Here is a 25796-nt window from a genome sequence, read left to right as displayed (position 1 = left end):
AAGAACGAAGGAAAGTACATGTTTTTAGACTACTTTGCACTAGTTATGCTGGTGTTTGTTACTGTAGTAATATTTTATGGCGTAATAGCCATCCATGATATTCCCTACGAGATTGCCAAAAAACGTAATCACCCTCATCAAGATGCCATTCATTATGCTGGCTGGGTCAGCTTGTTTACACTGCATGTGTTATGGCCTTTGCTGTGGGTGTGGGCAACCTTATGGCGCGACGACAGAGGCTGGGGGTTTAACCAAATTCAAAAAGAACAAGAAGAACTTGCCGAAAAAGTCGCTAGCTTGTCAGCGACCGTCGCTGCATTACAGGCACAAATAAACGCCCAATCGAATAATAAAGAGAAGTAAAATATGGATTTACTATTAATACTATCTTATACCGCACTATGTATTGGCATATTTAAAGTATTCAAGATCCCCCTAAATAAATGGACAGTGCCAACCGCTGTACTCGGCGGTGTCATTTTAATTGGCACACTCATTTTATTGATGAATTACAATCATCCACACTCGAACATGGCAAGCAGTGTCTATGTAACCACCCCCATTGTTCCAAATGTTAGAGGCACTGTTGAAGAGGTTGCGGTAAATGCAAATCAGCCGGTTAAAAAAGGTGATTTACTCTTTCGCTTAGATGATACCTTATATAAAGCAAAACTAAATGAGGCAATGGCTGGATTGCAAGATGCGACGCAATCAGTATTAGGGTTAGAAGCCGCATATAAGTCAGCACAAGCAAGTACTCTTATGAGTAAAGCAGAATTCGAGCGAAGTAAAAAAGAATACGAACGCTATGAAAAAGGGGCAAAAAGCGGTGCCTATTCAAAAGGCCAAGTTGATAATAAACTAGGAGTCTACCTCGCAGCGAAAGCAAACTACGAAGCGTCACAAGCACAAGAGTTACGTCAGAAGCTTGCGTACGAATCAGAAATTAATGGTGAACAAACCAAAATAGCCGCAGCCAGGGCCCATTTAGAACAAGCACAGTTTAACCTTGATAGCACTCGTGTTTATGCACCGACAGACGGTTACGTTACCCAATTAACTCTTCGCCCAGGGATGATTGCCGTCCCTATGCCATTGCGCCCGGTGATGACCTTTGTACACAAAGAAGACACTCGTTACGTGGCCGCATTTAGACAAAATTCATTACTTAGATTAGAGCCTGGCTATAAAGCTGATTTTATTTTTAAAGCCATTCCCGGCAAAACCTTTGCAGGTGAAGTCGTTGATGTACTACCAGCAATAGGTGAAGGACAAGTTCAAGCACAAGGTACACTAATGGGCAGTGAGTTTTTTGCACGTGAAGGGCGGGCAATCGTGACACTGAAAATTACCGACGATATGAGTGAATATCATCTCCCACAAGGCACAAGTACCGAAGTGGCCGTGTATTCAGAACATTTTGAGCATGTTTCTGTTATGCGAAAAGTGTTAATCAGAATGAAAAGCTGGCAAAACTATTTGTTCTTAGATCACTAAAACAAGCATAAAAAAGGCGCTTACAAGTAAGCGCCATTTTTATATTCAGCTAACTAAAATTACTTAGTTAAATCATCGAAGAATTTCTTCACACCGTCAAAGAAACCTTTTTCTTTTGGGCGATTTTTAGAACCATCTTTACCCATGCTTTGCTCAAGTTCTTCAAGCAGTTCACGCTGACGTTCATTAAGATTAACAGGCGTTTCTATCACGACTTTACAGATTAAGTCACCTTGAGCACCACTGCGTACAGACTTAACGCCTTTACCACGCATACGGAACATTTTACCCGTTTGGCTTTCTGCTGGGATCTTCAGTTTGGCACGACCGTCTAACGTCGGCACTTCAATTTCACCACCTAATGCTGCCGTTGTGAAACCAATTGGTACTTCACAATACAGGTTATTGCCATCACGTTGGAAAATTGGGTGTTCACGAACAGAGACTTGAACATATAAATCACCCGCAGGGGCACCATGCATCCCCGCTTCACCTTCACCTGAAAGACGAATACGGTCACCCGTATCTACACCCGCTGGGATTTTAACTGATAATGTTTTAGTCTTTTCGACGCGGCCTTGACCATGACAGCTATCACAGGGATCAGAAATAATCTGACCAGTACCCTGACAGGTAGGACATGTTTGCTGCACAGCAAAAAAACCTTGGCGCATTTGCACTTGGCCTGCACCATGACACGTTGTACATGTTTTTGGTTTAGAGCCGGCTTTTGCGCCACTACCATCACACGGTTTACAACTTACCCATGTCGGTACTTTAATTTCTACATCTTTACCACGAACAGCTTCTTCAAGGCTTAAGTCCATGTTGTAACGTAAATCAGCACCGCGCTGTTGGCGAGATTGACGACGACCACCGCCACCGAAAATATCACCAAACACATCACCAAAAATATCACCAAAGTCACCGTGACCACCACCAAAGCCACCGCCATGACCGCCACCACCTTGTTCAAAGGCAGCATGACCATATTGGTCATACATTTGACGTTTTTGGTCATCAGTAAGTACTTCGTAGGCTTCTTTTACTTCCTTGAATTTCGTTTCAAGTTCTTTATCGCCTGCTGTACGGTCTGGATGATATTTCATCGCTAAGCGCTTATACGCTTTTTTGATGTCTCGTTCGCTGGCATCTTTGCTAACGCCGAGAACTTCATAATAATCGCTTTTTGACATATCTATCACACTACTCTTTTTACTGCAGTTTTCACTGCATGAAAGTAAACCGATAAAGGGTATCGCTTTACCATCCATATACATGCAAAAGGCGCGTCAAGCGAAATCGCCGGCGCGCCTCAATCATTCATCCTAACTTAATTGGCCTAATAAAGCAGCCTCTTTTAAGCTAGGCAGAAGCGGTACGAACAATTACTTGTCGTCTTTCACTTCTTCGAACTCTGCATCAACAACATCGTCGTCTTGCTTAGCAGAAGATTGTTGTGCACCTGCGTCAGCACCACCTTGTTGTTGTGCTTTAGCTTGTGCAATTTCCATAAGCTTTTGTGACTTTTCAGCAAGCGCTTGCGTCTTCGCTTCGATCTCTTCTTTCTTGTCACTCTTAATCGCCGCTTCAAGTTCTGAAACTGCAGCTTCGATTGCTTCTTTATCTTCTGCAGGTAATGCATCGCCTGCTTCTTCGATTTGCTTACGTGTACCGTGAACCATTGCATCAGCTTGGTTACGAGTCGCGACTAGCTCTTCGAATTTCTTGTCTTCTTCAGCGTGAGCTTCTGCATCACGTACCATTTTTTCAACTTCTTCATCGCTTAGACCTGAAGAAGCTTGGATAGTAATCTTCTGCTCTTTGCCTGTATCTTTGTCTTTCGCAGATACGTGTAAGATACCGTCAGCATCAACATCGAAAGTAACTTCGATTTGTGGTGTACCACGTTGCGCTGGACGAATACCTTCTAGGTTAAATTGACCTAGTGATTTGTTATCGCTAGCACGCTTACGCTCACCTTGTAACACGTGAATCGTTACTGCAGACTGATTATCTTCCGCTGTTGAGAACACTTGTGATTTCTTAGTAGGAATCGTCGTGTTTTTCTCAATTAACGCCGTCATTACTTGGCCCATCGTCTCGATACCAAGTGATAACGGAGATACGTCAAGAAGTAGTACGTCTTTTACGTCACCTGCAAGTACACCACCTTGAATCGCTGCACCTACTGCAACCGCTTCATCTGGGTTAACGTCTTTACGTGGTTCTTTACCAAAGAACTCAGCAACCGTTTTTTGCACTAGTGGCATACGTGTTTGACCACCAACAAGGATGATGTCATTAATGTCGCTAACTGATAAATCAGCATCAGCAAGTGCACGCTTAAGTGGCTCGATTGACTTAGTAACTAAGTCTTCAACCAGTGACTCAAGTTTTGCACGTGTTACTTTCACGTTCATGTGCTTAGGACCTGATGCGTCAGCAGTCACATACGGTAAGTTAACTTCTGTTTGCTGTGCAGAAGAAAGTTCAATCTTCGCTTTTTCAGCTGCTTCTTTAACACGTTGCATCGCAAGAGGATCATTTTTAAGGTCAATGCCTTGATCTTTCTTGAACTCTTCAACCAAGTAGTTGATTACACGGTTATCAAAGTCTTCACCACCTAGGTGTGTGTCACCATTAGTCGCAAGTACTTCAAATGTGTGCTCGCCTTCAACTTCGTCAATCTCAATGATTGAGATATCGAAAGTACCGCCACCTAAGTCGTAAACTGCAACAACGTTTTCACCTTTGTTTTTGTCCATACCGTATGCAAGTGCAGCGGCTGTTGGCTCATTGATGATACGTTTTACTTCAAGACCTGCGATACGACCCGCATCTTTCGTTGCTTGACGTTGTGAGTCATTGAAGTAAGCAGGTACAGTGATTACCGCTTCAGTAACCGCTTCGCCTAAGAAGTCTTCTGCTGTTTTCTTCATTTTCTTCAGTACTTCAGCAGATATTTGTGGTGCAGCACGTTTTTCACCGCGTGCTTCAACCCATGCGTCACCGTTATCAGCCTTTACAATTTTAAAAGGCATGATGCCGATATCGCGTTGCACTTCTTCATCTTCAAAGCGACGACCAATTAGACGCTTGATAGCAAATAATGTGTTAGTTGGGTTTGTTACTGCTTGGCGTTTTGCAGGTTGACCAACTAATGTTTCACCGTCTTGCGTGTATGCAATGATCGATGGTGTTGTGCGATCGCCTTCCGCGTTTTCAATTACGCGTGCTTTATCACCGTCTAGTACTGCTACACAAGAGTTAGTAGTACCTAAATCGATTCCAATAATTCTACCCATGAATCTTCTCCAACTTCAAAATTCGTTAAAACGTTCGATGACTAGTAAATAGGGGTGCAGCAAACTGAATTCAACTATAAAAATGAAAAAAATTTACTTTTTTTTGAAATATTTTCTAAATGCATACTTTTTCCGCAAAAACCGCCAGTTTCTAAGCCAAACGGCGTGCCAAACAAACTGGTCTGATGACTTTTACTGTGCTATAACCAACGACATAATAATAAATGTTAAGGATATTTATGCATTTTGAACAATTACTCGCTAAAGCCAGTGAGCTTGGTAAAGATAAAACCAAAGTCATGCAATTCCCCGAAAACTGGTGTCAGGGTCGTACCGCGTTTGGGGGGTTATCGGCCGCTTTATTATATCAAGCTATGCGTCAGCATATTGATGGCTCGCGTCGTTTATTATCACTGAGCACCAACTTTGTAGGGCCATTATTGGCTGATACTGATTTTTCCATTGATGTTGAGGTATTGCGCGAAGGTAAAAACAGCGCACAAGTACTTGCCAAAGTCATTCAAAATGGTGACGTATGCGTGATTACCCAAGCCTGCTTTGGAGCCAATCGAGAATCAGCGGTACGCGTTGATGTGAGTAAAATAATGCAACTCAAACCGGTAGATGAGCGATTCATCCTCCCTTATAAAGAAGGAATGATGCCTGCGTTTTTCCAACACGTATCGCTGTGTTTGCAAGATGGTAATATGCCATTTTCTGCTGCCGATACCTCACACCTTGGTGGCTGGATGAAGTTTAAACAGGGGCCTTCGCAAATGGCTGAGGCACATATTATTGCGCTAACAGATGCCTGGCCGCCGACATTATTACAAATGTTCAAGCAACCTGCACCTGCCAGTAGTATGTCATGGTACATTGAATTTTTAGATGAGCCCGAAGTTGCACCTGATGCATGGGTTGGGTATGAAGCAATCACCCATCACAGTAAAGGGGGTTATGGCTTAGAAGATGGCTGCATTTGGCGTGAAGATGGCAAGCTTATCGCACTCAGTCGCCAAACTGTCGCTTTATTTGCTTAACTTATCGGTGCTGAGCTTTGCGTACTCAGTACCATCAAGGCGAATAATCGCTTGATATTCGCCTGAATCAATTATTTTTCCAAGGCCAATATTAAAGGTCTCTTTAAGTGCCTTATTGTTGAAAAAAGCGGGTCTTGGCGCACGTTGGAAAATAGGGTGGACCACAAAAGGAAGATGCTTGGCTGATTGCTTGTATTTTTCTAGATAATATAAGAACACACGACGCTCTAGAATAATGACATCGACCCAGCCTTTCATTAAATGATCAACCTGTGCCTCTTGGTTTATCACTTCGTCGTAAGAGCGTAAAATATGAGTAATTGATTTAAAGGGCGGTTCGATAAAGTTTGTCGCATTTTGAAAAGCCAACACACTTTTACCTGCAAGGTCGTACACGCTATTAATTGTAAACTCGCTGGCAGCTAGACTAATCGCAACATTTTGATAATAAAGCAATGCCTCACTTTTATATACGTCAGCATGTACCGTGGCAGGAAAATTTAGGGCGATGTCTATTTTGCCTTGAATAAGCTGCTGCTCTATACGCTTATTCGACATGTAGTGGATATCAAGCTGAGTGATGCCCTGTGATTTAAGTGCCGCTTTGACTATTTCTAATTGAATACCGCTGTTGGTACGCTCCATCATATAAGGAGGTAGATAGGCACTTGCAGCAATCACGAGCGCCTTCTCAGTATGCTGAGAAGATAAGCAGTAAGCTTTAAAATTAATACACAGCATTAAAAAGAAAAGTAATTGCTTCACCGCTCACCTTAAACAACATATTGCATAAAATACACTCAAGATTTGTACATATATTAACTTATTTAAAACAATTCTGCATTTGTATTTAAGCCTTAATTGATGCAGAATTAACTAAGTTCTTGTTTAAGAGACCCTTAGTTTGCAAACAGCATGCCCAAGTTGTGATCATGTCATTGAGATCCCAGACCTTAAAGCAAAACAATTAGCAGTCTGCCCGCATTGCAATACAAAGCTGTTATCTTCACAAGCAAATCAAGATAGCCACATTGTTGCACTGAGCTTAAGCGCCATTGTGATGCTATTAAGTAGTATGTTTTACCCATTCTTATCATTTACCAGCAGTGGCATAACGCAAACAATTACGCTGCCTGATGCTGCGCGAATATTATTTAATTACGACAGTGACTTTCTAGGCCTCTTTATCGATGTAAGCATCATCGGCTTACCGATGTTTTTACTTTTACTGATTATTCCTCTGCACTTAGGGTTACTAAAGGCATTGCCCTATTTATGGGGTAAACGACTGTTAAAAATGACCTTTGCTTTAGAACCTTGGATCATGTCTGAAATTTTCTTAATTGGTGTCATGGTCAGTATGGTTAAAATAATGTCGATGGCTGATATTGAATTTGGTGTCAGCTTTTACTCGTATGCCGCCTTTGTTATCTGCTATGTAAGTGCGACAGCAAAGCTCAACAAGCACGCTTTATGGCAACAAATCAAACCCCCAGTTTACATCAAACAAACAAAGCCTAACACCAGGGCCATCGATCAAGGCTTGCGTGCATGCCATGTTTGTGGCCAGTTAGGAGACACAGATATTTGCGTGCGTTGTGAATCTAAAACCTTCACTCGTAACCCGTATAGTGTTCAAAAAGCGGCAGCTTGGTTAATAACGTCTATCGCGTGTTATATTCCTGCCAATATTTTTCCCATTATGTACACAACGAGCCTAGGTGATGAAACCCCGTCGACATTAATTGGCGGTGTGATGATTTTATGGAACAGTGGCTCCTACCCTATTGCAATGATTATATTTTTAGCCAGTGTAGTCGTGCCTTTGGCTAAAGCATTGGTAATGAGTTTTTTATGTTTTATGGTGGCACGGCCAGCGAATAGGCAAACAAAAAGTTACACTCGAATTTATCAATTAACTGAGTTTATTGGTAAATGGTCAATGATAGATGTATTTGTTGTCGCTATTTTAGTAGCCTTAGTACAACTAGGAAACTTAATGTCAGTGACACCCGGTATCGGCACCGTCTTTTTTACAACCATGGTGATCTGCCAAATGTTAGCAGCCCATGCATTTGATCCACGACTATTGTGGGATAACCCTGAAAACTTAAAAACAGCGAAACAAGAGACCTTGGTATGAGCGAAACCGCTAAAATAAAAACAGCGCCCAATATATCGGCAATTTGGATCATTCCCGTTATTGCCTTGCTAATTGGTGCATGGATGTTATATCAATATCAAGTAAATAAAGGGACAACCGTCTTTATTAAAATGCCCCATGCGGAGGGGATTGTAGCTGGTAAAACAGAGATTAAAGTTCGCAGTGTAAAAATAGGCCAAATCGATCATGTTAGACTCTCAGACAAACAGAACAGTGTTATTGCTCGCGCTCAAATAGATAAACATTACGAAGACTTACTCACCGAAGATGCCAAAATTTGGGTTGTAAAGCCGCGCATTGATGATACGGGTATCAGCGGCATGAGCACGCTACTTTCTGGCGTTTACTTAGAATTCTCTCCTGGCGAAAGTAAAAAACTCACTGAAAAATTTGAGTTACAAGAAGAACCGGCATTAATTGGCAAAGATGTCAAAGGCGGACGTTTTACTTTACTGAGCTACAACGCTGAAGTGCTTGATGTGAGTACGGGCATCTATTTTAAAGATTATAAAATAGGTCAAATAGAAACAGCCACATTTGACTGGAAAAATCAGGCAATGAAATACGGTATTTTTATTAACGAACCGTACCAGAACTTAATAACACTCAACTCCATTTTTTGGGTTAACTCAGGCATTGAAATTGATCTTTCTGCCGATGGTATAAATGTTAACACCGGCTCTTTAAGTAAACTGCTTAAAGGCGGTATCTCTGTCGGTAGACCAGAGCAGCAAGCCCCCGGTGAAGTAGCCAGCAATGGGCATAGCTTCTCGTTAAGTGATAGCTATAAAGCCGCTTTAGAAGAGCGTTTTTATGATTTTGATTACTACTTAATAGACTTTGAGCAATCAATTCGAGGCCTGAGAGCCGGCGCTCCCGTTGAATACAGAGGAATGCGGATAGGCAGTGTGGTTGAGGCACCCGCCAGTGTCATCATAAATGGTAAACCTGCACACTTTCGAACCGATAACACAGCCGTTCCTGCGCTCATAAAAATTGAATACGGGCGGCTTTATCATGACAGTGCAGCGGCACGAGAGTTTTGGCATTCAAGTCTCAACGGCTGGATTAAAAATGGTCTGCGCGCCTCCTTAAAACCAGGCAACTTACTAACGGGTGCGGTGTACGTTGATCTTGATATTTACGACAACGCGAAGCCTGCAGAACTCACAACGATTGCTGAGTATACTGTTTTCCCGAGTGTATCGAGTGGTATCACGGTGCTTGCAGACCAAGTGTCTGATGTGCTTAATAAAGTGAATAATTTAAAAATTGAAGACAGTTTAGCGCAAATGCAAGAGACCTTTTCAGAATACCAAGCGCTCGCTCATGACATGCGGGATCTTCTTAATAAACAAGATACCCAAGATTTACCCGGTGATATTAATCGAAACTTTGCTGAAATGACCAAGAGCATGCAGCAATTTGATAAAACCATGAAACAGTTCGAAAAAACAATGGCAAGTTATGAGCAAGGCTCAACATTCCACCAGCAATTACAAACAACCTTGTCAGAATTTAAGCGCTTAAGTGAAGAGCTACAGCCACTTACCCGAGGTTTGAATCAACAGCCTAACATGCTGATTTTTGATAAAGAACTGCCAGCTGATCCCACTCCGAGGAAACAATAATGAACAATAAACATCTCGCTTTATTTAGTTTAGGCGCAGCATTACTGTTAGTTGGTTGTAGCCAAACGTCATTCTCAACCATCGAGTATTATCAGTTTTCGCAGCCAATCGTGGCTATGAAGCGTTCGAGTGACAATACACACGTTCAGCTAAGAGTTAATACTGTTCAATTGCGAGGCGCACTGAATAATCGCGGTATTGCAATGGTTCTCGATAATAACCGTGTTAACGCAGCAAATTATCACCTGTGGAGTGAATCGCCTGACTTAATGCTGACAGCCAGTGCGCATCAGCAACTATACACACAGCTGACAAACTGGATGGTAATAAAAGGATTACCGGTTATTACCGATGTCGATCAACAACGTTACTACGAGCTTGAATACGAACTCCATCACTTTAATGGCGACGAAAAAGGTAACGCAAATATCGCAGGTCTTTGGCGTTTATATTACACAACACCAGAGACTGGTCGAAAAATAAAGGCTGTTAACTACTTTAACGAGCTAACACCTTTACACGATAATGATTATGAAGGGCTCGTTGCAACACTTGAGACGACGTGGCTTAAAGTGAATCAACAAGTAGGCGATGAACTCTCAAAGCTTGCTCTTTAAAAGTAAAGTGAGTGGTTGGTGATCGTCATTAATAATGACATCACCCACCTGCTCAAATCCGAGTTTTTGTAGTACTTTTTGCGATGCACTATTTGTTTGTGACGTAATTGCCACCAATACTCCAAGTGCCTTAACGTGCGTTTTTGCTAACAATAAACCAGCCGCACGGGTGGTAATTCCCTGCCCTTCATACTCAGCTAACAAAGCAAACCCTAAATCTGGAATAGCCAGTGCGTCACGCTGAAACAAGCCCACCATTCCTATCGCTGTGCCATCCGCTAAACAAACAACATAACTGCCAAAACCGAACTGCTGGTGGCTGTTAATAAAGGTCTGTTGAATATAATGCTGTGCTTGTGCCAACGTTTTAATCTGCTTATCACCGATGTATTTGATAAAAGAGGGTTGATTTAAAAGACTGAGAATAAATTGCTCGTCACCCGGTTGCCCAGCACGTAAATGGATATCAAACATTTAAGTTCCCTTAAAATACTTTACTGACTACATCTGATGTAAAATTTAAACAATCCAGAACACGCTCTTTCTGAACGGTCGACAAGGCGTCTATATCAAAATAATCATATTCTGTATGTTCGTTACTGAGCATAATTTCCGCATTTTCAGGTAAATAGGCACGAAATATAAATGCGTGAGAGTTAAATGCAGTGTGGTAATAAACCCCACTCAGATAGCCAATTTGAATGTCGCAGTTGAGCTCTTCTTTACATTCACGCACTAAAGCCTGATGTATTGTTTCACCTTGGTCTAAGGCACCGCCCGGTAATCCCCAACTTTTTTGCCCATAGTCTGCTTTAAGTAATAATACTTGGCCCTGATCATTCGTGATCACAGCATGACTACTTAACCTGTATGTATCTGAAAAAGCCATAAAAACCCTTCGTTAAATTTTACTTAAGCCTAACATGAATACACTGCTTAAATTAATTAAGATAAGATAAAAATTCTTATTGACTAAATTAAAATTCAGGATTATTTTTCACGCGATGTTTTGGGCAAAACAATAGCAGTATATCCTCTATACTGTCTGGCGCCAGCCAACGCAGGCACTTACCGTAAAGCGGCCTTAAAGTGTGTTCGCGTAAAGCAGTGACATGAGTTGAAAAAACAACTTTTGATTTATGTAAGCAAAAGACTTTTGCTTAACTGTGTGAAAATTATAATGCAAGAACCTTCTGCGTTAAGTTTACTACCGCCAATATTGGTGGTGGTTTTGGCCGTATTTTTACGCCGCCCTATTTTATCTTTACTTATAGGTGCCCTCTTTGGTTTAGCCATGTTGGGACCTACCGCTATATTAGCAAACTTTGCTGATATTTCTCTTAAGGTGATGCAAGATGAAACTATCGCTTGGCTTATTTTAGTCTGTGGTGGCTTTGGTGCATTAATCGCTTTGTTAGTCAGGACCGGAGGGGCAACTGCCTTTGCCGAGTTAGCACTTAAGTTTGCAAGAGGACAACGCTCTTCTTTACTTATGACGTTTGCTTTGGGTGTAATTATATTTATTGATGATTACCTAAATGCGCTGACTGTTGGCGAGACAATGAAACGCATTACTGATAAATTTAAAATCAGTCGTGAAATGCTCGCGTATGTCGTTGACTCGACAGCAGCCCCTATCTGCGTACTTGTGCCATTATCAACATGGGCCGTGTTTTTTGGTGGGCTTCTAGTCGACAACAATGTTGCCGCTGAAGGCCAAGGCATTGCCGTGTATATCCAAGCGATTCCGTATATGTTTTACGCTTGGTTTGCCGTTATTGTCGTATTGCTCGTTAGCTTAAATGTGATCCCTGCATTTGGGCCAATGAAAAAAGCACAAAGTCGTGCCATGCACAACGAAATAGCCGTGTCGAGCAACCAATATAACGACGTTCATACTGCGGATGAATACGCAGTAAAGGCAGCTGAAGAAAACTTCGAAACAGCGGCTACTAACGGCAAATTGTATAATTTCTTGGTCCCTATCATCTTGCTAGTTGCTTTTACCGTGTACTTTGATATCGATGTATTCAAAGGGTTGCTGGCAACGTTTGCTGTGGTACTACCGTTTTATATGTTGCAAAAACTTATGTCATTAGGGGAGCTTATTGAGCGAATGCTTGATGGTTTTAAAAGCATGATCCCAGCTATCGGCACAGTCGTGGCGGCATTTATATTTAAAGATGTTTGTGACCAGCTTATGCTTCCACAGTATGTGATAAATACTTTAAGCCCCTATATGACAGCACAATATCTACCTGCGGTGGTCTTTTTAGCAATGGCTGTACTTGCCTTTGCCACGGGATCTAGCTGGGGAATATTTGCAGTGACAATCCCTATAGTTATGCCATTAGCATACGCAATTGACGCCAATATTCCATTGGTGATTGGGGCATTACTGTCGGCTTCGTCATTTGGCAGCCAAGCATGTTTTTACTCTGACTCCACTGTACTAGCAGCACAAGGCTCGGGTTGCGATTTAGTCAGCCATGCTGTCACACAATTACCGTATACCCTTATAGCAGCAACGGCAGCCTTTATCGGGTTCTTACTCGTTGCCTAAAATTACAAAGCCCAAGCAAATGCTTGGGCTTTTGTAATGACAACCAGAAAACTTACTTTTGAAATTTAATTCCTTTGTAATAGGTTTCTAGATTAGTCACTTTAGTTTGATTTTCGAAGTCGGCGAATGGTTTGTCTGCAAACTTACTACCACGCATTTGCACGCTTAAACGCGGCGCCTTATCATTTAACATGGTTTGCTTGTAATAGTCTTTCAAGTCAGCCAACGTCACTTTTTCAACTTCAGCAATTAACTGCTCTTTTGAATCAAAGTTAAAGTTTTCACGGTACCAATCGTTAATAAGTGGCGACATTTCATCACTGAGATTCTTTGGTTGCTCTTTTAGCGACACGAGGGTGGCATTTTTAAGCTGAGCAAATGTCTCTTCTGTCATGCTATCAAGCTCTACCGCGTATTGTTTTTTAAACTCATCAAAACGCGTTTGCATCTCTTTTGGCCCTTTAACAGGTGTTTGAATGTACAAACCAAGCGCAGAGTAATCTTCAATAGGTCGAGCCAATGCACCCACCGCATAAGCTAATTGCTCTTCGGTGCGCAGTTTATCAAAAGCAACAGTTCTGAAGTGGTTTTGCAACACTTGTGCTTGTGCTTTTTGTTTATAACCCGGCGTTGGATGAACGACCATATCGATGATCGCAACATCAGCTACATCAATATCTTTTTGTAATACTATGCGCTCACCTTCTTGTGGTAACCACGCTTTGCTGCGCGCAAACTCCGTCGTTTTATGACCCTTTGGTAAAATGGCTATCAATTTATTTGCAATTGACTCAACATCTTTTTGATTATAATTACCGAATGAGAATACACGTAAGTCATTAGCTGCTAGGGTTGATTGTTTAATACTTTCAAAGTCAGCCAAAGTGAGTTCATCTGCTGCGGCAATTAATGTCTCAGTATCAAACTTACCACTGCGAATTAATTTAGAATACTCACCAAAAGCTTGATAAAACGGAAATTGCTTTTGCTGGTTTAATAAATCGCGCTTAAAGCGGTCAATCGCTTGTGCAAACCCTTCTTGAGACACGTCTAATTGCAGATTTTCTAACGCTTGTGCGAGTAAAACGTCTTGCTTATCGGTAAAGCCACTGAGTGATAAAATCAATCCATTACTTGGCTGTAAGCCAAGGCTCATCCCCGCAACAGCAGCTTCAGTACTTAGTTTACTTTGTTGTAAATTATAGACATCAGCCCAAATTGAGTAGAGAACCTGTGATTTTGCGTCAACTAATGCATCGGGTGTATTGATATAAACTTCGACTAAGCCTTTAGGTTGCTCAGTAAATTGCTGACTTGCTTGACGCCATACTTTTACGCCTTGCTTATCAAACACGAGTTTAGGATGATCTTGCTGCTTAAATTCACCCGTTTTAATAGCAAAACTTTCGGGTAATAAGCGATTGACGGTTGGTAAGGCAAGTGCAAATTCACTTGGTTGACTCCAACGTTTAATTTCATCTTCACTAATATCTTCAATACGGTATTTACCATCATAGAAGTGTAACTGTGAGTCTGTTTCTTCTTGCTTAGATATATACCAAATACGCAAAGTATCTTCATTGAGTTGAGACAGCACATTCTGCACGGCTTCAGCATCAAATTGAGCGTAGTAATAAGGTGCATTAATTGCATTATTAACAGGGAACTTTTGCATGCTATCAGTTAGATTACTTACATAACCAAACTCATCGCCTTTTTCTAAAAACTGAAATTCATTGTTTAAAGAAGTGCGGATCTCATTAAAGTATTTACTATCAACACCCTGCTCTTTTATCAATGCAATGTATTGCATGATGGTAGCGACAATTTCCTCGCGGTTTTGCATGCCTGCATCTGTCAGCTCAACGTTCACAGTTAGACTGCCATAGTTACCATATTGTGTCGGAGCAGCAGACGCTGTTAATTGAGAAACCCAACCTTTATCTCGTAGAATCTGAGCGGGGCTACCTTGCATTTCATTACTCAGCAGGTAAGAAACAAAACGGTTTGGCTTAACGGCAAACTGATTACTGTTATCAGCAATCGTAAACTCTAACTGAAGTTGCTTAACATCTTCATTTGGCGAGTAATAAACGCGTTTGCCACCGGCTTGGTCAAAGTCTAACTTAGCTGTGACAGTGGGTTTCTCTATATTTTTGTTTTCAATGTCTGCAAAATATTGCTTAGCTTTAGCTTCCATTTCAGCAAGCGGACGATTAGAAATCATTGCAACTTTCATGATGTTAGATGAGTAGTACTTATTATAAAACTCAACTGTTTGCTGATGTAAGTTACTGCCTTCTTTATCCCCTAAAGTTTCAAGGTTTCCGATTAAGAAACGATTAGCTGGGTGTGAACCCATCATTTTACGCGCTAACTTAAATTGCCCAAAAAAATCCATTTCGCGGCGCATTGACCATTCCGCATTTACTGCATTTTTTTCTTTATCGGTGTATTCAGGATATAGCTTGGGTGATTTAAAGAAATCTGCAAAACGATCTAATGCTTCATCGTATGCATCATTATTCACTTTAAACATGTAGTTGGTAATATCTAACCACGTATAAGCATTATGTGCCCCACCGTTTTTAGTCATAAAGTCACTGTACCCTTTAGTATCCGGGTAACGATCGGTTCCTAAAAATAGCATGTGCTCTAAATAATGTGCCATCCCCTGTTGTGACATAGGGTCATGCAAAAGACCAACACCCACACTTAAGGCTGCCGCTGATTTTTCAACACTGGGATCTGAAATTAAAATAACATCTATTTCGTTGTCTAATTTAAGTGTTTTGTATTCACGGCTATCGTTTGGGCTAACAACCAACGAGTCTGGGATCAGGCTGGTATTAACACTCGGTGGTGTAGAAGTAGAAGAACAGCCTGCTAATACTGCAAATGCAATCGCACTAAGCCCTATTATTTTTGTCATTTTATTGTATCCATTAGATATTACATTAATTATTATTTATCATGAGTTTTCATAGGTCGCAATTCAATGCTTTTTAGCGTAACAACCCTAAAAGTTTGTAACACATTGTGAAAAAAGCAGGACTAACGACTTAAACTTTACAACTATAACTATAACAAAGGATGAACTATGGAAAAGTGGCTAATTGTAGCAATGTTCACGCAGGTCTTACTTACGTTCATTATTATGTTCATAATGGGTAAACGCCGTTTTCGTGCTGCAAAGCAAAAAACAATTGAAATGAAAGATTTTCTTACCATGGAGCTCGAAAAAGCCGGCTCAGATGTGCGTGTCGCAGATCGAAATTTTATTAATCAATTCGAAATGCCTGTGTTGTTCTTTATTGCCTGTTTAACAGCCTTACAGTTAAATGCGGTAGGTTATATGTTTGTGGCATTAGCGTGGGTTTATGTTTTGCTGCGTGTTTTGCACAGTTATATTCATTTAACATCAAATACGTTAAAAGTGCGTTATTACAGTTTTGTTATTAGCAGTTTAGTTATGCTATCTATGTGGGTGGTCATTTTAACTCGCGTTTTTTAGCGTCCATACTCGGTAAGGCGAATTAAACGCCTTACCGAAATAAGTGTTTATTTTTTAAAGCGACTCACGCCAGCAAAGGCAAGAAGAGATAGTAGCCATGCCATGCTCCCTGAACTTCCGCCACTGGTCCCATCCCCAGAATCAACATTCTCAATTAAGGTGTTTTCTTTAGGTTGCAGCGATGCAGATGAGTTAGGGTCGTCATTTACGATAATAACACTGTTAATCGTCACTAAGTCCTCAGCATTAAAACCCGATGTCGTATCAGGACACTGATCTTTATTAAGGCCTACAACGGGAATTTCACCACAATGGACCAAAGACGTAATTGCATCAATTGCCTGTTGGCTATCTGCTGTAATTTCACCGAACACAGTAAAACCACCATTTTGTACGTCTAAATTCGCGCTGTTATCTTTTAAGTTAAAAAACCATTGGCTTGTTGCACTATTCGCATTGCCGCCTTGTTTGGCCATCGCTATTGTGCCTTTCACATTTGATAACTCAGGTTCGTTTTTTATTGCAGGCTTCGTTTCAATCTCTTTAAAATCAGTATCATAACTAAAGCCACCGCCTTGCAAAACAAAGTTATCTACAGAGCGATGAATAACACTGCCATCATACGCGCCATCGCCAACGTAGCTTAAGAAGTTTTCAACTGTTACCGGTGTTTGTTGATCATATAAGTTGATAGTAATAGTGCCGTGATCGGTTTGCATTTCTACAACCGTTGCATTTGCTTGGAAACACGCAGCAAATAACAATGAAGATACCAAGTGCTTTTTCATTATTAATCATTCCTGATAATTTTTATTATAAAACTGCCAAGAGACTAAACAAAAAACAGCTGTCGTAAAATAGCAGACCAAACAGTTACACAAAACACATCAAATCAATCACAACTTAGTTACACTTATTTACATCGCGTATTCATTTTAGTTATATAAAAATTGCTTTTAAAAGCAAAATCGTCTTATCAAATACACTGAGTTTGTTAGTATCTACACGACAACAATGAACACATAGGAACACCACTATGGCTAATGAAGAAACCGCAATCTGCGATTTTGGCTTACACCAAGGTGAGCCATACAATAAGCTCCCAGCAAGCTTCCTTAACTGGATGGTTGGTAATAACCACCAAAAATCCCATTATGCTGAACAAGAGTTACAACGTAGACAATTAGCGGCGACGGGACAATTAAATACACAAATGAGCAATAAAAACGTATAAAAGTCATTTAATTTAAACCTCAGTCGTTTAAACTAAGCGCATAATTAACCTCATGCTTTTATCAGGCAACATATTATGCGCTTTTTTATTTTATCTTCACTACTTGTCACACTCACTGCATGTAGTAGCTCTTCAAATCATACTGATAGTGTTCAATACCTTACACTTCTCCACACGAACGATAACCATGGCCGTTTTTGGCACAATGAACAAGGTGAATACGGTATGGCTGCTCGTAAGACCCTTATTGATCGATTAAAAGCAGAAGCAGTCAACAATGGACACGCCGTATTATTATTGTCTGGTGGCGATATTAATACTGGTATTCCTGAATCTGACTTACAGCACGCTGAACCAGATTTTAAAGGAATGTCTGCAATTGGTTATGATGCAATGGCAATTGGAAACCATGAGTTTGATAACCCATTAGCTGTTTTAGATAAACAGCAACAGTGGTCAAACTTTCCATTCTTATCTGCCAATATTTTTGATAAAGAAACCGGAAAAACGGCCTATCAGGCTTACGAAGTATTCGAAAAAAATGGCCTTAAAATAGCCGTCATTGGTTTAACAACCACGGATACGGCAAAGATTGGTAATCCGCAATACATTGGCGGCCTAGATTTTCAAGATCCGGTCACTGTGACAACCCGCTTAGCCCCTAAAATAGAGGCGCAATATAATCCCGATATTACAATTGCTGTTACGCATATGGGCCATTATGTCGATGCAAACTATGGTATTAATGCACCCGGCGACGTGACAATGGCGCGCAATTTACCGAAGGGTATGATTGATATTATCGTAGGCGGCCACTCTCAAGAGCCTGTGTGTATGTCAGAAGAGAATGTCGCAGATGTTAATTTTGCACCAGGAAAGGCTTGTAAACCAGACCAACAAAATGGGACATGGATTATGCAAGCCCATGAATGGGGTAAATATGTTGGTAAAGCCGAGTTTAAACTAGAAGGTGACGAATTGACTCTCCTTAACTATTCACTTATTCCTGTTAACTTATATGTTGAAAATAAAGAGGGTAAAAAACAGCTAGCAGGTGATTATATAGAGCCCGATAAGTCACTCAAAAACATGCTTGCTGTATACCAAGAAAAAGGCGCAGCCCAAATTGCAGGGAAAATAGGTGAAGTTGATAGCAAGCTAGAAGGAGATCGTAATAAAGTGCGTTATCAACAAGTAAACCTAGCTCGCGTGATTATTGCAGCACAAATGCAATCTGTCGGAGCTGACTTTGGCATAATTAGTGGCGGTGGTATCCGAGATAGTATTCACGCAGGTGATGTAAGCTACAAAGATATTTTAAAAGTACACCCGTTTAAAAATAGAATTACGTACATTGATATAACAGGTAAAGACCTGTTTGATTACCTTGACGTTGTGACATCATTCCCGCCCGACTCAGGTGCGTATTTACAATATCATAAGCTTAGTTTTAAACGCGAAAACAATCAGCTATCCGATGTTAAAATTAATGGTGCGCCAATTGAAATGACTAAAACCTACCGTATGAGTATCAATAGCTACAATGCCTCAGGCGGTGATGGTTATCCAACGCTTACCAAAAAAGCCGGATTCGTTAGTACTGATGATACCGATGCACAGGCATTGAAACGTTACTTCGAACAGAACAGTCCTCTAAAAGCGGCTGATTACGCGCCTAATTAGGGGCAAAGTAAATAAAGCAAGGGAAGTCAGTAACATGCACTTCCCTTTTTTATTTCTTATAAGCTACTTTGTGGTTGTTATTTTCCAATGACTTCAATGTCATCTAGCGTAATGCCCTTTAAACCATAATGGTGTAGACGAGAGCGAGACCCTTCCCCATGTGCTTTAGGTGGATAATAGGTGTCTTTAATTTCTGGGAGTTCCTGCCAAACCTCATCAAGGGCCGCGCGTATTTCACTTAATGTTTTTTCTAAACTATTCGTGAAATTTGGTCGTTTGCGTATGGTGTGACCAAGTTCTACTAACCGGTAAAAATACTTATTAGCCAGTGCTAACAACTCTTCGGGAACATCTTTATTTTGATTAAGTATGACGTCTGGGTTTTCAACACAAAACTCAACTAGGGCCAAATAAAAACACAGCGGCTTATTCGCTAAAGCAACGGTTTTTTCTTTGTCGCAATTTGCTGACAATGTTTTACTTTTAAGGTCAACAATCAGTTTTGGTTGCAATTGAGTATGTTTTTCAACATCAGGGGTATGTTTCGCAATTTTTATCTTAGTGCGCTCACTCAAAAAGAGTAAATAGGTAAACAATCCTGCAAATCCAAAAACTAAAATCAATACAAGAATGTCATTTTTTTCAAATATTGAGGAGTCTACGACAAAACTAACACTGAGAGATTTTTGTGGTGTATGCAATTGTTTCACAATCAAATCTGCACGCGCAGGGTATTCTGAAATTCCCTCAATAGAGTAAACAAACACATCAGAGGCAGATAACTGGCTATTTAACTGTTCAATATAATTAAGCACCATGTCTTTACTACCCGAATGTTTAAGAAAGTCATCGGGTAAATTTAAGTAGTTCAGGTCAAGTGCAATCCGATTTTCTATTTTAACGATTGTTAACGCATTATTCGCACGGTTATCACTATATTTTGCAGAAATATAACTCGCAAACATCATAATACTTGCGACACAGAAAACCACTGCATAAGCAAACTTTACTCTAGTTGGCAGCATTGTTTTCCCCTGTACTGCGTTTTATTTGCTTTTCAGCATCACATTCCCAAAATGATTCTACATGATTAAAGTAGTGTGAATTCTGGCTGCGCGCTAATTCTGTTAAGCGTAATTGCACAGCACAAAGTAGATCAGTATTTTCATTTTCCATTTTTAAGTACCAGCGACTACCACTAATATTATCGCTAATCGGGGTAATATAATTTGCGGAAAACTTTGCTTGATCCGAATCTTGCCAATATGAAGAAATCAAATCGACCTGACCACTGGCAAGTAATTCTCTCAGTTCAGAATGAGAGCTGGCATAAACAATGTTTAAATTCTCAAGGTTAATATCTAACTTTTTGAATAATTGCTTCGGTAGTATATGACCAGAACGACTTGTCGGATAATCTAACAGGCCAATACGTTTATCAAGAAAGTAACTTTTTTCTACACGTGGTTTTTCAGTACTTGAAATTAAATAAGCGGTGTAATTTGGAAACCCAACTACAGCTTGGTAGTTATAGGTCGATTCTGCCATAAACGCATTTATAAGATTCTCTTTAGCGAGAATAAGGTCAGCAATTCCTTTACCTAAAAACTCGATTGTGTCTGAGGTTTTATAGCCCCAGTAAGAAGTAACCGTTCCATATTGCTTACTAATAGTGTCATCACTACACAGTACTTTCGCAACGTCCTCAGCAAGCACTTTACCTGATGAATAAACAACAAGTTCATTAAGATTAAGATCTGACTTTGTTGCACATTGATACGAAGTTTCTATGAAAGCGTCAATATCAGAAATCGGTGCTTTACTCTGCATCGTTCCGATGCAAAAAAACAAAATAAGAGACAGAAACAAAAATGTAACAATCGATGATTTTTTTATTAGTATTGTTTTCAAATTCAATTTTAATAGCCAACAACGCACTGTTGTCTCTATTTGAACAATTATTCTTACTCATTGCAATAGGTAACTTTACTTAAACATTGTAACCTATTGATTTTATGAATTTATGAACAAGAAATTATGAATCTTATTGAGTCCTTTCTATTTCAGCTGAAATTCAGGAGAATTGACATTATGGAATCGTGCTTAATAACGCATTTATTCGGACACTGACTCAATGTTACAAAAAACAAAAACAATGTTGCTCATATCAACTGGCATTTTATCTATGTCAATGAGCTCACCTTCTCACGCATGGGGGCAAAACGGCCACCGTATTGTAGGTGAAGTAGCTGCAAACCATATTACCGACACCACTCACCAGGCTTTAACTCCCCTATTAGACGGTGAATCATTACCTCAAATTGCTACCTGGGCCGACGAAATGCGCTCAGCACCTGAAACATTTTGGCAAAAGAAATCATCACGCTGGCATTACATAAACTTTGATGAAGGCGATGCAAAGCCAAAGTACGATGAACACGCACACCATAATAAAGACTCTGTTACAGATATTTTAGAAGGCATTGAATACTCAATTACAGTCTTAAAAAATGACAATGCATCTATTGCTGAAAAGCAGTTCGCTTTGCGCTTTTTAGTTCATTTGGTCGGCGATAGTCACCAACCTTTTCATGCAGGTAGAGGCGAAGACCGCGGCGGAAATAATATTTCTGTCACATTCTTCGGTCAGAATACAAATTTACATAGCTTATGGGACACAAAGTTAATTGAAAACGAAAACTTGTCCTATAGTGAATTTGCGCAATTTATAGACACAAAAAATGAAGAACTTATAGCAGATTACCTCTCAAGCTCTCCAAGCGATTGGTTAATAGAATCTCATAATATTGCAAAATCAATCTATAAAGAAAATGAAACAAACATAAGTTATAGTTATATCTATAAAAATGTACCAGTTATAAAAACTCGCCTACAACAAGGTGGGATCAGATTAGCCGGTTTATTAAATTCGTTGTTTGATAAATCAGCAAAACCGTTAGTAAAGGCACTAAAGATGCCAACTGACAGCAAACTATAAATGAAACATAACCTTTAACACGGGAAATAACATAATGAAAATCCAACTCCGCAAAACAGCCCTGTCACTTGCTATTGCAGCATGTGTTGGTGTAAGTGGTGCAGCGTTAGCAAATGAAACAACATCTGCTATCAAGGGTCAGATTAAAGGGCCAAACGGTAATCCTGCTGCTGGCACAAAGATTACAATCGTACACTTACCGTCAGGTTCAACAAAAGAAACTGAAACGAATGATGCGGGTTACTTCACAGCGAAAGGCCTTCGTGTAGGTGGTCCTTACCGCGTTGTTGTAGATTCTGACGTTTTTGCAGATCAAACGTTTAACAACATTAACCTACAAGTTGGTGCTGACTACCCTGTTAATGTTACGTTAGAAAGACAAACTGATGTAGAACAAATCGTTGTTACAGGTCGTCCTATCAGCCGTATGTCGGGTGGTACAGGTCCAGCAGCGACGTTTACACTTGAAGATTTAGAAAACCAACCAGCAATCAACCGTGACTTACGTGACATCGTACGTATTGACCCACGTGTAACAATAGATGATAGCCGCGGTTCAATTAACTGTGGTGGTGGTAACCCACGCTTTAACAGCTTAACGCTTGACGGCGTTCGTATGAACGATAACTTCGGCCTAAGCTCAAACGGCTACCCGACAATCCGTGCACCTTTCTCGTTTGATTCAATTGAACAGGTTGCAGTAGAACTTGCACCTTTTGACGTTCAATACGGTGGTTTCACATCATGTAACATCAATGCCGTTACTAAATCAGGCGGCAATGAAGTTCACGGTGGTATGTTCTTCGATTACACCAATGACTCTATGAAAGGTGACAAAATCGAAGGAAGAGAAGTTGACCCAGGTAACTACACTGAAAAACGTTATGGCTTTAACGTAGGTCTACCACTTATTAAAGATAGCCTTTTCCTTTTCACATCTTATGAAAAGCTTGAAGGTGTTAAACAGTATGAATACGCTGGTTTAGATACAGGCAGTGTTTCTGCTGCAGATCTTACTCGTGTTCAGCAAATCGCTCAAGATGTATACGGCTATAACGCAGGCGGTATGCCATCAAGCGCTCCAGTAGAAGATGAAAAAATCTTAGTAAAACTAGACTGGAACATTAACGATGCACACCGTGCAAACTTAATTTACAACTACAATGATGGTTTTACACTGTCTCAGTCTGATGCATACAGCGATACTGTTGCTTTAGAAAATCATTTCTTCAAGCAAGGTGCTGAGTTCACATCATTAATCGGTTCAATCTACTCAGATTGGTCTGATCAATTTTCAACAGAAATCCGCGTTGGTAAATCTGAATTAGATGCGACTGTACAATCTTTAGATGCAGCAAGCAGCTTCGGTGAAATGCAGATTAGTACGTCTGATGGCGGTACAGTTTACATTGGTCCAGATGATTCTCGTCAATCAAACGATTTAGACTACGAAACAACAACAGTGAAACTTGCGGGTACTTATTACCTAGACCAACACACTATCACTGGCGGCTATGAATACGAAAAACTTGACGTGTTCAACCAATTCGTACAGCACACGCAAGGTGAGTGGCGTTTTAACTCAGTAGATGATTTCGAAGATGGAATTGCGAGTGGCTTGTACTACAACAACGCGGCATCGACAAATGATCCAACAGACGCTGCAGCAAGCTTCTCGTATGCTCAACATACTTTCTATGTACAAGATGAATACAGCTTCACTGATTTAGACGCAACATTAACATTCGGTCTACGCTACGACCGCTACACAAGTGATGATGAGCCAAACTTCAACGAAAACTTTACTAATCGTTACGGTTTCAGCAATCAGTCAACATTTGATGGTATTGATTTAATTCAGCCTCGTGTTGGTTTTGAATGGTATGCAACAGATGCATTAGAAGTACGTGCAGGCGTTGGTTTATTCTCAGGTGGTAACCCGAACGTATGGCTATCTAACTCGTATTCAAACGACGGTATCACGAACATTAGTACTGGTATTAAAGACGTAGACGGTGTTTACTTCCTAGATGAAGCGAAAAGACAAGCACGCTTAGACTTATTTGACACACCAAACGTCAATGGCGGCACTCCAGGTTATGAAGTACCACAAGATTTATTTGATAAAGTTGCTAACACTCAAATCGGTGCAGGCGATTCATCAGTTAATGCCGTGGATCCTAACTTTGAAATGCCATCTGAGTGGAAATACTCTATTGGCGCAACGTACACAACTGAAGACGAGTATGTTTTCTCTGTAGATTACTTATTCACAAAACGTAAAGATGCTGCAATTGTACAAGATATTGCGTTACGAGATTCAGGTGAAACTACATTTGATGGTCGTCCAGTGCTTGAGTCTATTGAAGGCCGTAGCGGTGACTTATTACTAACAAACGTTAATGGCGACAGCGGTGAATCACAAATTATCTCTGCGGCTATGAGCAAGCGTTTTGATAACGGCATTAGCATGCAAATTGCGTATGCTTATACAGACTCTACAGATGTTAACCCAATGACAAGTTCTGTAGCGAGCTCGAACTACGGCAACATGGCAACATTTGATCCTAAAAACCCAGGTGCCCGTACTTCTGATTACGAAATCCCGCATCGTTTTACTATGACTCTTGGTTACACAACTGAGCTGTTTGATGGTTATAACACGCGCTTCAACTTATTCAGTGAAACATACAAAGGCTTACCTTATAGCTACACGTTTAACGGCAGTGACTCTGTATTCGGTGACAGCAACTCAAACCGTAGTCGTCAGTTAATGTATATTCCTGAAGTTGATGATCCAAATGTTGTTTACGACATGACACCAGAAGAAGTTAATGAGTTTAACCAATGGATTTCTGCAAATGGTTTAGAGCGCGGTACTATTTCAGCTCGTAACCGCCAAAATGCAGATTGGTTCACTAAAGTTAACTTCAAAATGACTCAAGAAGTACCTGGGTTCATGGACGGTCATAAAGGTGAAGTGTTCTTCGTTATCGATAACTTAACAAACCTTCTAAATGATGACTGGGGTGTACTTAAGAAAGGTAACTTTGTTGGTAACCGTATGATTAAGACATCAATCGATGATCAGGGTCGTTATGTTTACTCTGACTTCAGCCCTAACAATGGCAAAACAGCTACGCAAAGTGGTGCTTCTGTTTGGGAAATGCGTGTAGGCGTTCGTTACACATTCTAATAACAAGTTAGTCTTGTTATAAAATAAAGCCTAAAGCCCGCCCCTACTGGCGGGCTTTTTACGTTTTAAACATTATTCTTGCTAGTTACTAATTTATAAATTTGAGAGCGTAAAAGAAAGTTAGAGCAATTAGCTTATACCATTGCGCTTAATTAAATGAGCTATTCTGAGGCAACAAGCCTCGATGATAACAAGGCAAAAGTTTCGTTATTTAGGTGTTCTCGGCAATTGCTCCTGCATTGCTCTACCTCCTGCATCCATGCAGTCGTAGAACACAAATTTTAACCTAGGTAGCAACGGTTTAACCCATCAAAATGATTAAGTATGAGTGCGAACAAGTATTAAATAGAA

General features: G+C 40.4%; 21 protein-coding genes. 12 read left to right on the top strand and 9 right to left on the bottom strand.

Translation table 11 applies throughout. The annotated features are described in order from the left end of the window. The first annotated feature begins 18 nt into the window (after nucleotides 1–18). Complete coding sequence (locus tag D0907_RS18030; RefSeq protein ID WP_036972677.1) at nucleotides 19–363, top strand: DUF3302 domain-containing protein; 345 nt, start codon at nucleotides 19–21, stop codon at nucleotides 361–363. Nucleotides 364–366: 3 nt separating this feature from the next. Beyond that, nucleotides 367–1497 carry an HlyD family secretion protein gene (locus D0907_RS18025; protein WP_074989157.1) on the top strand — a complete coding sequence of 377 codons (1131 nt, stop codon included), beginning with the start codon at nucleotides 367–369 and terminating at the stop codon, nucleotides 1495–1497. A gap of 59 nt (nucleotides 1498–1556) precedes the next feature. On the opposite strand, the gene dnaJ is transcribed toward D0907_RS18025, so the two are convergent. Both dnaJ and dnaK read right to left on the bottom strand, forming a co-directional pair. Beyond that, a complete protein-coding gene (gene dnaJ, locus D0907_RS18020) occupies nucleotides 1557–2693 on the bottom strand; it encodes a molecular chaperone DnaJ (RefSeq protein ID WP_036972987.1) in 1137 nt (378 codons plus the stop codon). Nucleotides 2694–2885: 192 nt separating this feature from the next. Continuing rightward, nucleotides 2886–4805 carry a molecular chaperone DnaK gene (gene dnaK, locus D0907_RS18015; protein ID WP_065979170.1) on the bottom strand — a complete coding sequence of 640 codons (1920 nt, stop codon included), beginning with the start codon at nucleotides 4803–4805 and terminating at the stop codon, nucleotides 2886–2888. Between the two features lie 239 nt (nucleotides 4806–5044). Between dnaK and D0907_RS18010 the strand changes: the two genes are divergently transcribed. Continuing rightward, a complete protein-coding gene (locus D0907_RS18010; protein WP_074989156.1) occupies nucleotides 5045–5845 on the top strand; it encodes a thioesterase family protein in 801 nt (266 codons plus the stop codon). Here the strand turns inward: D0907_RS18010 and D0907_RS18005 are convergent. Next, the gene (locus D0907_RS18005) at nucleotides 5834–6610 is read right to left on the bottom strand and encodes a substrate-binding periplasmic protein (RefSeq protein WP_230236346.1); all 777 of its coding nucleotides are present in this window, start codon (nucleotides 6608–6610) and stop codon (nucleotides 5834–5836) included. The two genes, D0907_RS18010 and D0907_RS18005, sit on opposite strands and share 12 nt — an antisense overlap. Nucleotides 6611–6749: 139 nt before the next feature. Between D0907_RS18005 and D0907_RS18000 the strand changes: the two genes are divergently transcribed. Genes D0907_RS18000 through D0907_RS17990 form a run of 3 tightly spaced genes read left to right on the top strand, consistent with a single transcriptional unit; the run spans nucleotide 6750 to nucleotide 10257 of the window. Next, a complete protein-coding gene (locus D0907_RS18000) occupies nucleotides 6750–7988 on the top strand; it encodes a PqiA/YebS family transporter subunit (RefSeq protein ID WP_118844965.1) in 1239 nt (412 codons plus the stop codon). Next, on the top strand, nucleotides 7985–9640 hold the full coding sequence (gene pqiB / locus D0907_RS17995) for an intermembrane transport protein PqiB (RefSeq protein WP_036972689.1): 1656 nt from the start codon (nucleotides 7985–7987) through the stop codon (nucleotides 9638–9640). The genes D0907_RS18000 and pqiB overlap by 4 nt, the downstream gene beginning before the upstream one ends. Continuing rightward, entirely contained in the window at nucleotides 9640–10257 is a 618-nt protein-coding gene (locus D0907_RS17990; protein WP_118844964.1) for a PqiC family protein, read from the top strand. Before pqiB ends, D0907_RS17990 begins: the two co-directional genes overlap by 1 nt. Here D0907_RS17990 and D0907_RS17985 read toward each other — a convergent pair. Both D0907_RS17985 and D0907_RS17980 read right to left on the bottom strand, forming a co-directional pair. Then, a complete protein-coding gene (locus D0907_RS17985) occupies nucleotides 10240–10731 on the bottom strand; it encodes a GNAT family N-acetyltransferase (RefSeq protein WP_036972694.1) in 492 nt (163 codons plus the stop codon). The two genes, D0907_RS17990 and D0907_RS17985, sit on opposite strands and share 18 nt — an antisense overlap. 10 nt (nucleotides 10732–10741) lie before the next feature. After that, nucleotides 10742–11146 (bottom strand): NUDIX hydrolase, encoded by a 405-nt coding sequence (locus D0907_RS17980; RefSeq protein ID WP_118844963.1) that lies wholly within the window; start codon nucleotides 11144–11146, stop codon nucleotides 10742–10744. A 291-nt stretch (nucleotides 11147–11437) separates the two neighbouring features. Here D0907_RS17980 and D0907_RS17975 point away from each other — a divergent pair, with 291 nt between their 5' ends. Next, on the top strand, nucleotides 11438–12820 hold the full coding sequence (locus tag D0907_RS17975) for a Na+/H+ antiporter NhaC family protein (protein WP_118844962.1): 1383 nt from the start codon (nucleotides 11438–11440) through the stop codon (nucleotides 12818–12820). A gap of 52 nt (nucleotides 12821–12872) precedes the next feature. Here the strand turns inward: D0907_RS17975 and D0907_RS17970 are convergent, their stop codons facing one another. Then, nucleotides 12873–15752, bottom strand: coding sequence for an insulinase family protein (locus tag D0907_RS17970; RefSeq protein ID WP_118844961.1), 2880 nt, complete (start codon nucleotides 15750–15752; stop codon nucleotides 12873–12875). 168 nt (nucleotides 15753–15920) lie between these two features. On the opposite strand from D0907_RS17970, the gene D0907_RS17965 reads away from it, so the two are divergent. Further along, nucleotides 15921–16334 carry an MAPEG family protein gene (locus D0907_RS17965; RefSeq protein WP_036972702.1) on the top strand — a complete coding sequence of 138 codons (414 nt, stop codon included), beginning with the start codon at nucleotides 15921–15923 and terminating at the stop codon, nucleotides 16332–16334. A gap of 47 nt (nucleotides 16335–16381) precedes the next feature. Here D0907_RS17965 and D0907_RS17960 read toward each other — a convergent pair whose 3' ends face one another. Then, nucleotides 16382–17122 (bottom strand): peptidylprolyl isomerase, encoded by a 741-nt coding sequence (locus D0907_RS17960; protein WP_118844960.1) that lies wholly within the window; start codon nucleotides 17120–17122, stop codon nucleotides 16382–16384. Nucleotides 17123–17370: 248 nt separating this feature from the next. Here D0907_RS17960 and D0907_RS17955 point away from each other — a divergent pair, with 248 nt between their 5' ends. Continuing rightward, complete coding sequence (locus D0907_RS17955; RefSeq protein WP_036972706.1) at nucleotides 17371–17568, top strand: hypothetical protein; 198 nt, start codon at nucleotides 17371–17373, stop codon at nucleotides 17566–17568. A gap of 75 nt (nucleotides 17569–17643) precedes the next feature. Further along, a complete protein-coding gene (gene ushA / locus D0907_RS17950) occupies nucleotides 17644–19251 on the top strand; it encodes a bifunctional UDP-sugar hydrolase/5'-nucleotidase UshA (protein ID WP_074989151.1) in 1608 nt (535 codons plus the stop codon). Nucleotides 19252–19328: 77 nt separating this feature from the next. Here the strand turns inward: ushA and D0907_RS17945 are convergent, their stop codons facing one another. Continuing rightward, nucleotides 19329–20276, bottom strand: coding sequence for a hypothetical protein (locus D0907_RS17945; RefSeq protein ID WP_244223170.1), 948 nt, complete (start codon nucleotides 20274–20276; stop codon nucleotides 19329–19331). After that, complete coding sequence (locus D0907_RS17940) at nucleotides 20263–21168, bottom strand: type 2 periplasmic-binding domain-containing protein (protein WP_118845280.1); 906 nt, start codon at nucleotides 21166–21168, stop codon at nucleotides 20263–20265. The genes D0907_RS17945 and D0907_RS17940 overlap by 14 nt, the downstream gene beginning before the upstream one ends. 217 nt (nucleotides 21169–21385) lie before the next feature. On the opposite strand from D0907_RS17940, the gene D0907_RS17935 reads away from it, so the two are divergent. Together D0907_RS17935 and D0907_RS17930 are read left to right on the top strand one after the other, a co-directional pair. Continuing rightward, nucleotides 21386–22249, top strand: coding sequence for a S1/P1 nuclease (locus tag D0907_RS17935; RefSeq protein ID WP_118844959.1), 864 nt, complete (start codon nucleotides 21386–21388; stop codon nucleotides 22247–22249). 34 nt (nucleotides 22250–22283) lie between these two features. Then, a complete protein-coding gene (locus D0907_RS17930) occupies nucleotides 22284–25445 on the top strand; it encodes a TonB-dependent receptor (protein ID WP_118844958.1) in 3162 nt (1053 codons plus the stop codon). Nucleotides 25446–25796: the final 351 nt, after the last annotated feature.

It is taken from the genome of Pseudoalteromonas lipolytica, from assembly GCF_003515105.1.
GTDB classification, from domain to species: domain Bacteria; phylum Pseudomonadota; class Gammaproteobacteria; order Enterobacterales; family Alteromonadaceae; genus Pseudoalteromonas; species Pseudoalteromonas lipolytica.
The sequence above is the reverse complement of the archived record's forward strand: the minus strand, read 5'-3'. Positions and strand labels throughout refer to the sequence as shown.

What these genes read in the sequence shown, in the direction of transcription:
- D0907_RS18030 (WP_036972677.1), top strand. Translation starts at nt 19, where the DNA reads ATGTTTTTAGACTACTTTGCACTAGTTATGCTGGTGTTTGTTACTGTA.
- D0907_RS18025 (WP_074989157.1), top strand. Translation starts at nt 367, where the DNA reads ATGGATTTACTATTAATACTATCTTATACCGCACTATGTATTGGCATA.
- dnaJ (WP_036972987.1), bottom strand. Translation starts at nt 2,693, where the DNA reads ATGTCAAAAAGCGATTATTATGAAGTTCTCGGCGTTAGCAAAGATGCC.
- dnaK (WP_065979170.1), bottom strand. Translation starts at nt 4,805, where the DNA reads ATGGGTAGAATTATTGGAATCGATTTAGGTACTACTAACTCTTGTGTA.
- D0907_RS18010 (WP_074989156.1), top strand. Translation starts at nt 5,045, where the DNA reads ATGCATTTTGAACAATTACTCGCTAAAGCCAGTGAGCTTGGTAAAGAT.
- pqiB (WP_036972689.1), top strand. Translation starts at nt 7,985, where the DNA reads ATGAGCGAAACCGCTAAAATAAAAACAGCGCCCAATATATCGGCAATT.
- D0907_RS17990 (WP_118844964.1), top strand. Translation starts at nt 9,640, where the DNA reads ATGAACAATAAACATCTCGCTTTATTTAGTTTAGGCGCAGCATTACTG.
- D0907_RS17985 (WP_036972694.1), bottom strand. Translation starts at nt 10,731, where the DNA reads ATGTTTGATATCCATTTACGTGCTGGGCAACCGGGTGACGAGCAATTT.
- D0907_RS17980 (WP_118844963.1), bottom strand. Translation starts at nt 11,146, where the DNA reads ATGGCTTTTTCAGATACATACAGGTTAAGTAGTCATGCTGTGATCACG.
- D0907_RS17975 (WP_118844962.1), top strand. Translation starts at nt 11,438, where the DNA reads ATGCAAGAACCTTCTGCGTTAAGTTTACTACCGCCAATATTGGTGGTG.
- D0907_RS17970 (WP_118844961.1), bottom strand. Translation starts at nt 15,752, where the DNA reads ATGACAAAAATAATAGGGCTTAGTGCGATTGCATTTGCAGTATTAGCA.
- D0907_RS17965 (WP_036972702.1), top strand. Translation starts at nt 15,921, where the DNA reads ATGGAAAAGTGGCTAATTGTAGCAATGTTCACGCAGGTCTTACTTACG.
- D0907_RS17960 (WP_118844960.1), bottom strand. Translation starts at nt 17,122, where the DNA reads ATGAAAAAGCACTTGGTATCTTCATTGTTATTTGCTGCGTGTTTCCAA.
- D0907_RS17955 (WP_036972706.1), top strand. Translation starts at nt 17,371, where the DNA reads ATGGCTAATGAAGAAACCGCAATCTGCGATTTTGGCTTACACCAAGGT.
- ushA (WP_074989151.1), top strand. Translation starts at nt 17,644, where the DNA reads ATGCGCTTTTTTATTTTATCTTCACTACTTGTCACACTCACTGCATGT.
- D0907_RS17945 (WP_244223170.1), bottom strand. Translation starts at nt 20,276, where the DNA reads ATGCTGCCAACTAGAGTAAAGTTTGCTTATGCAGTGGTTTTCTGTGTC.
- D0907_RS17935 (WP_118844959.1), top strand. Translation starts at nt 21,386, where the DNA reads ATGTTACAAAAAACAAAAACAATGTTGCTCATATCAACTGGCATTTTA.
- D0907_RS17930 (WP_118844958.1), top strand. Translation starts at nt 22,284, where the DNA reads ATGAAAATCCAACTCCGCAAAACAGCCCTGTCACTTGCTATTGCAGCA.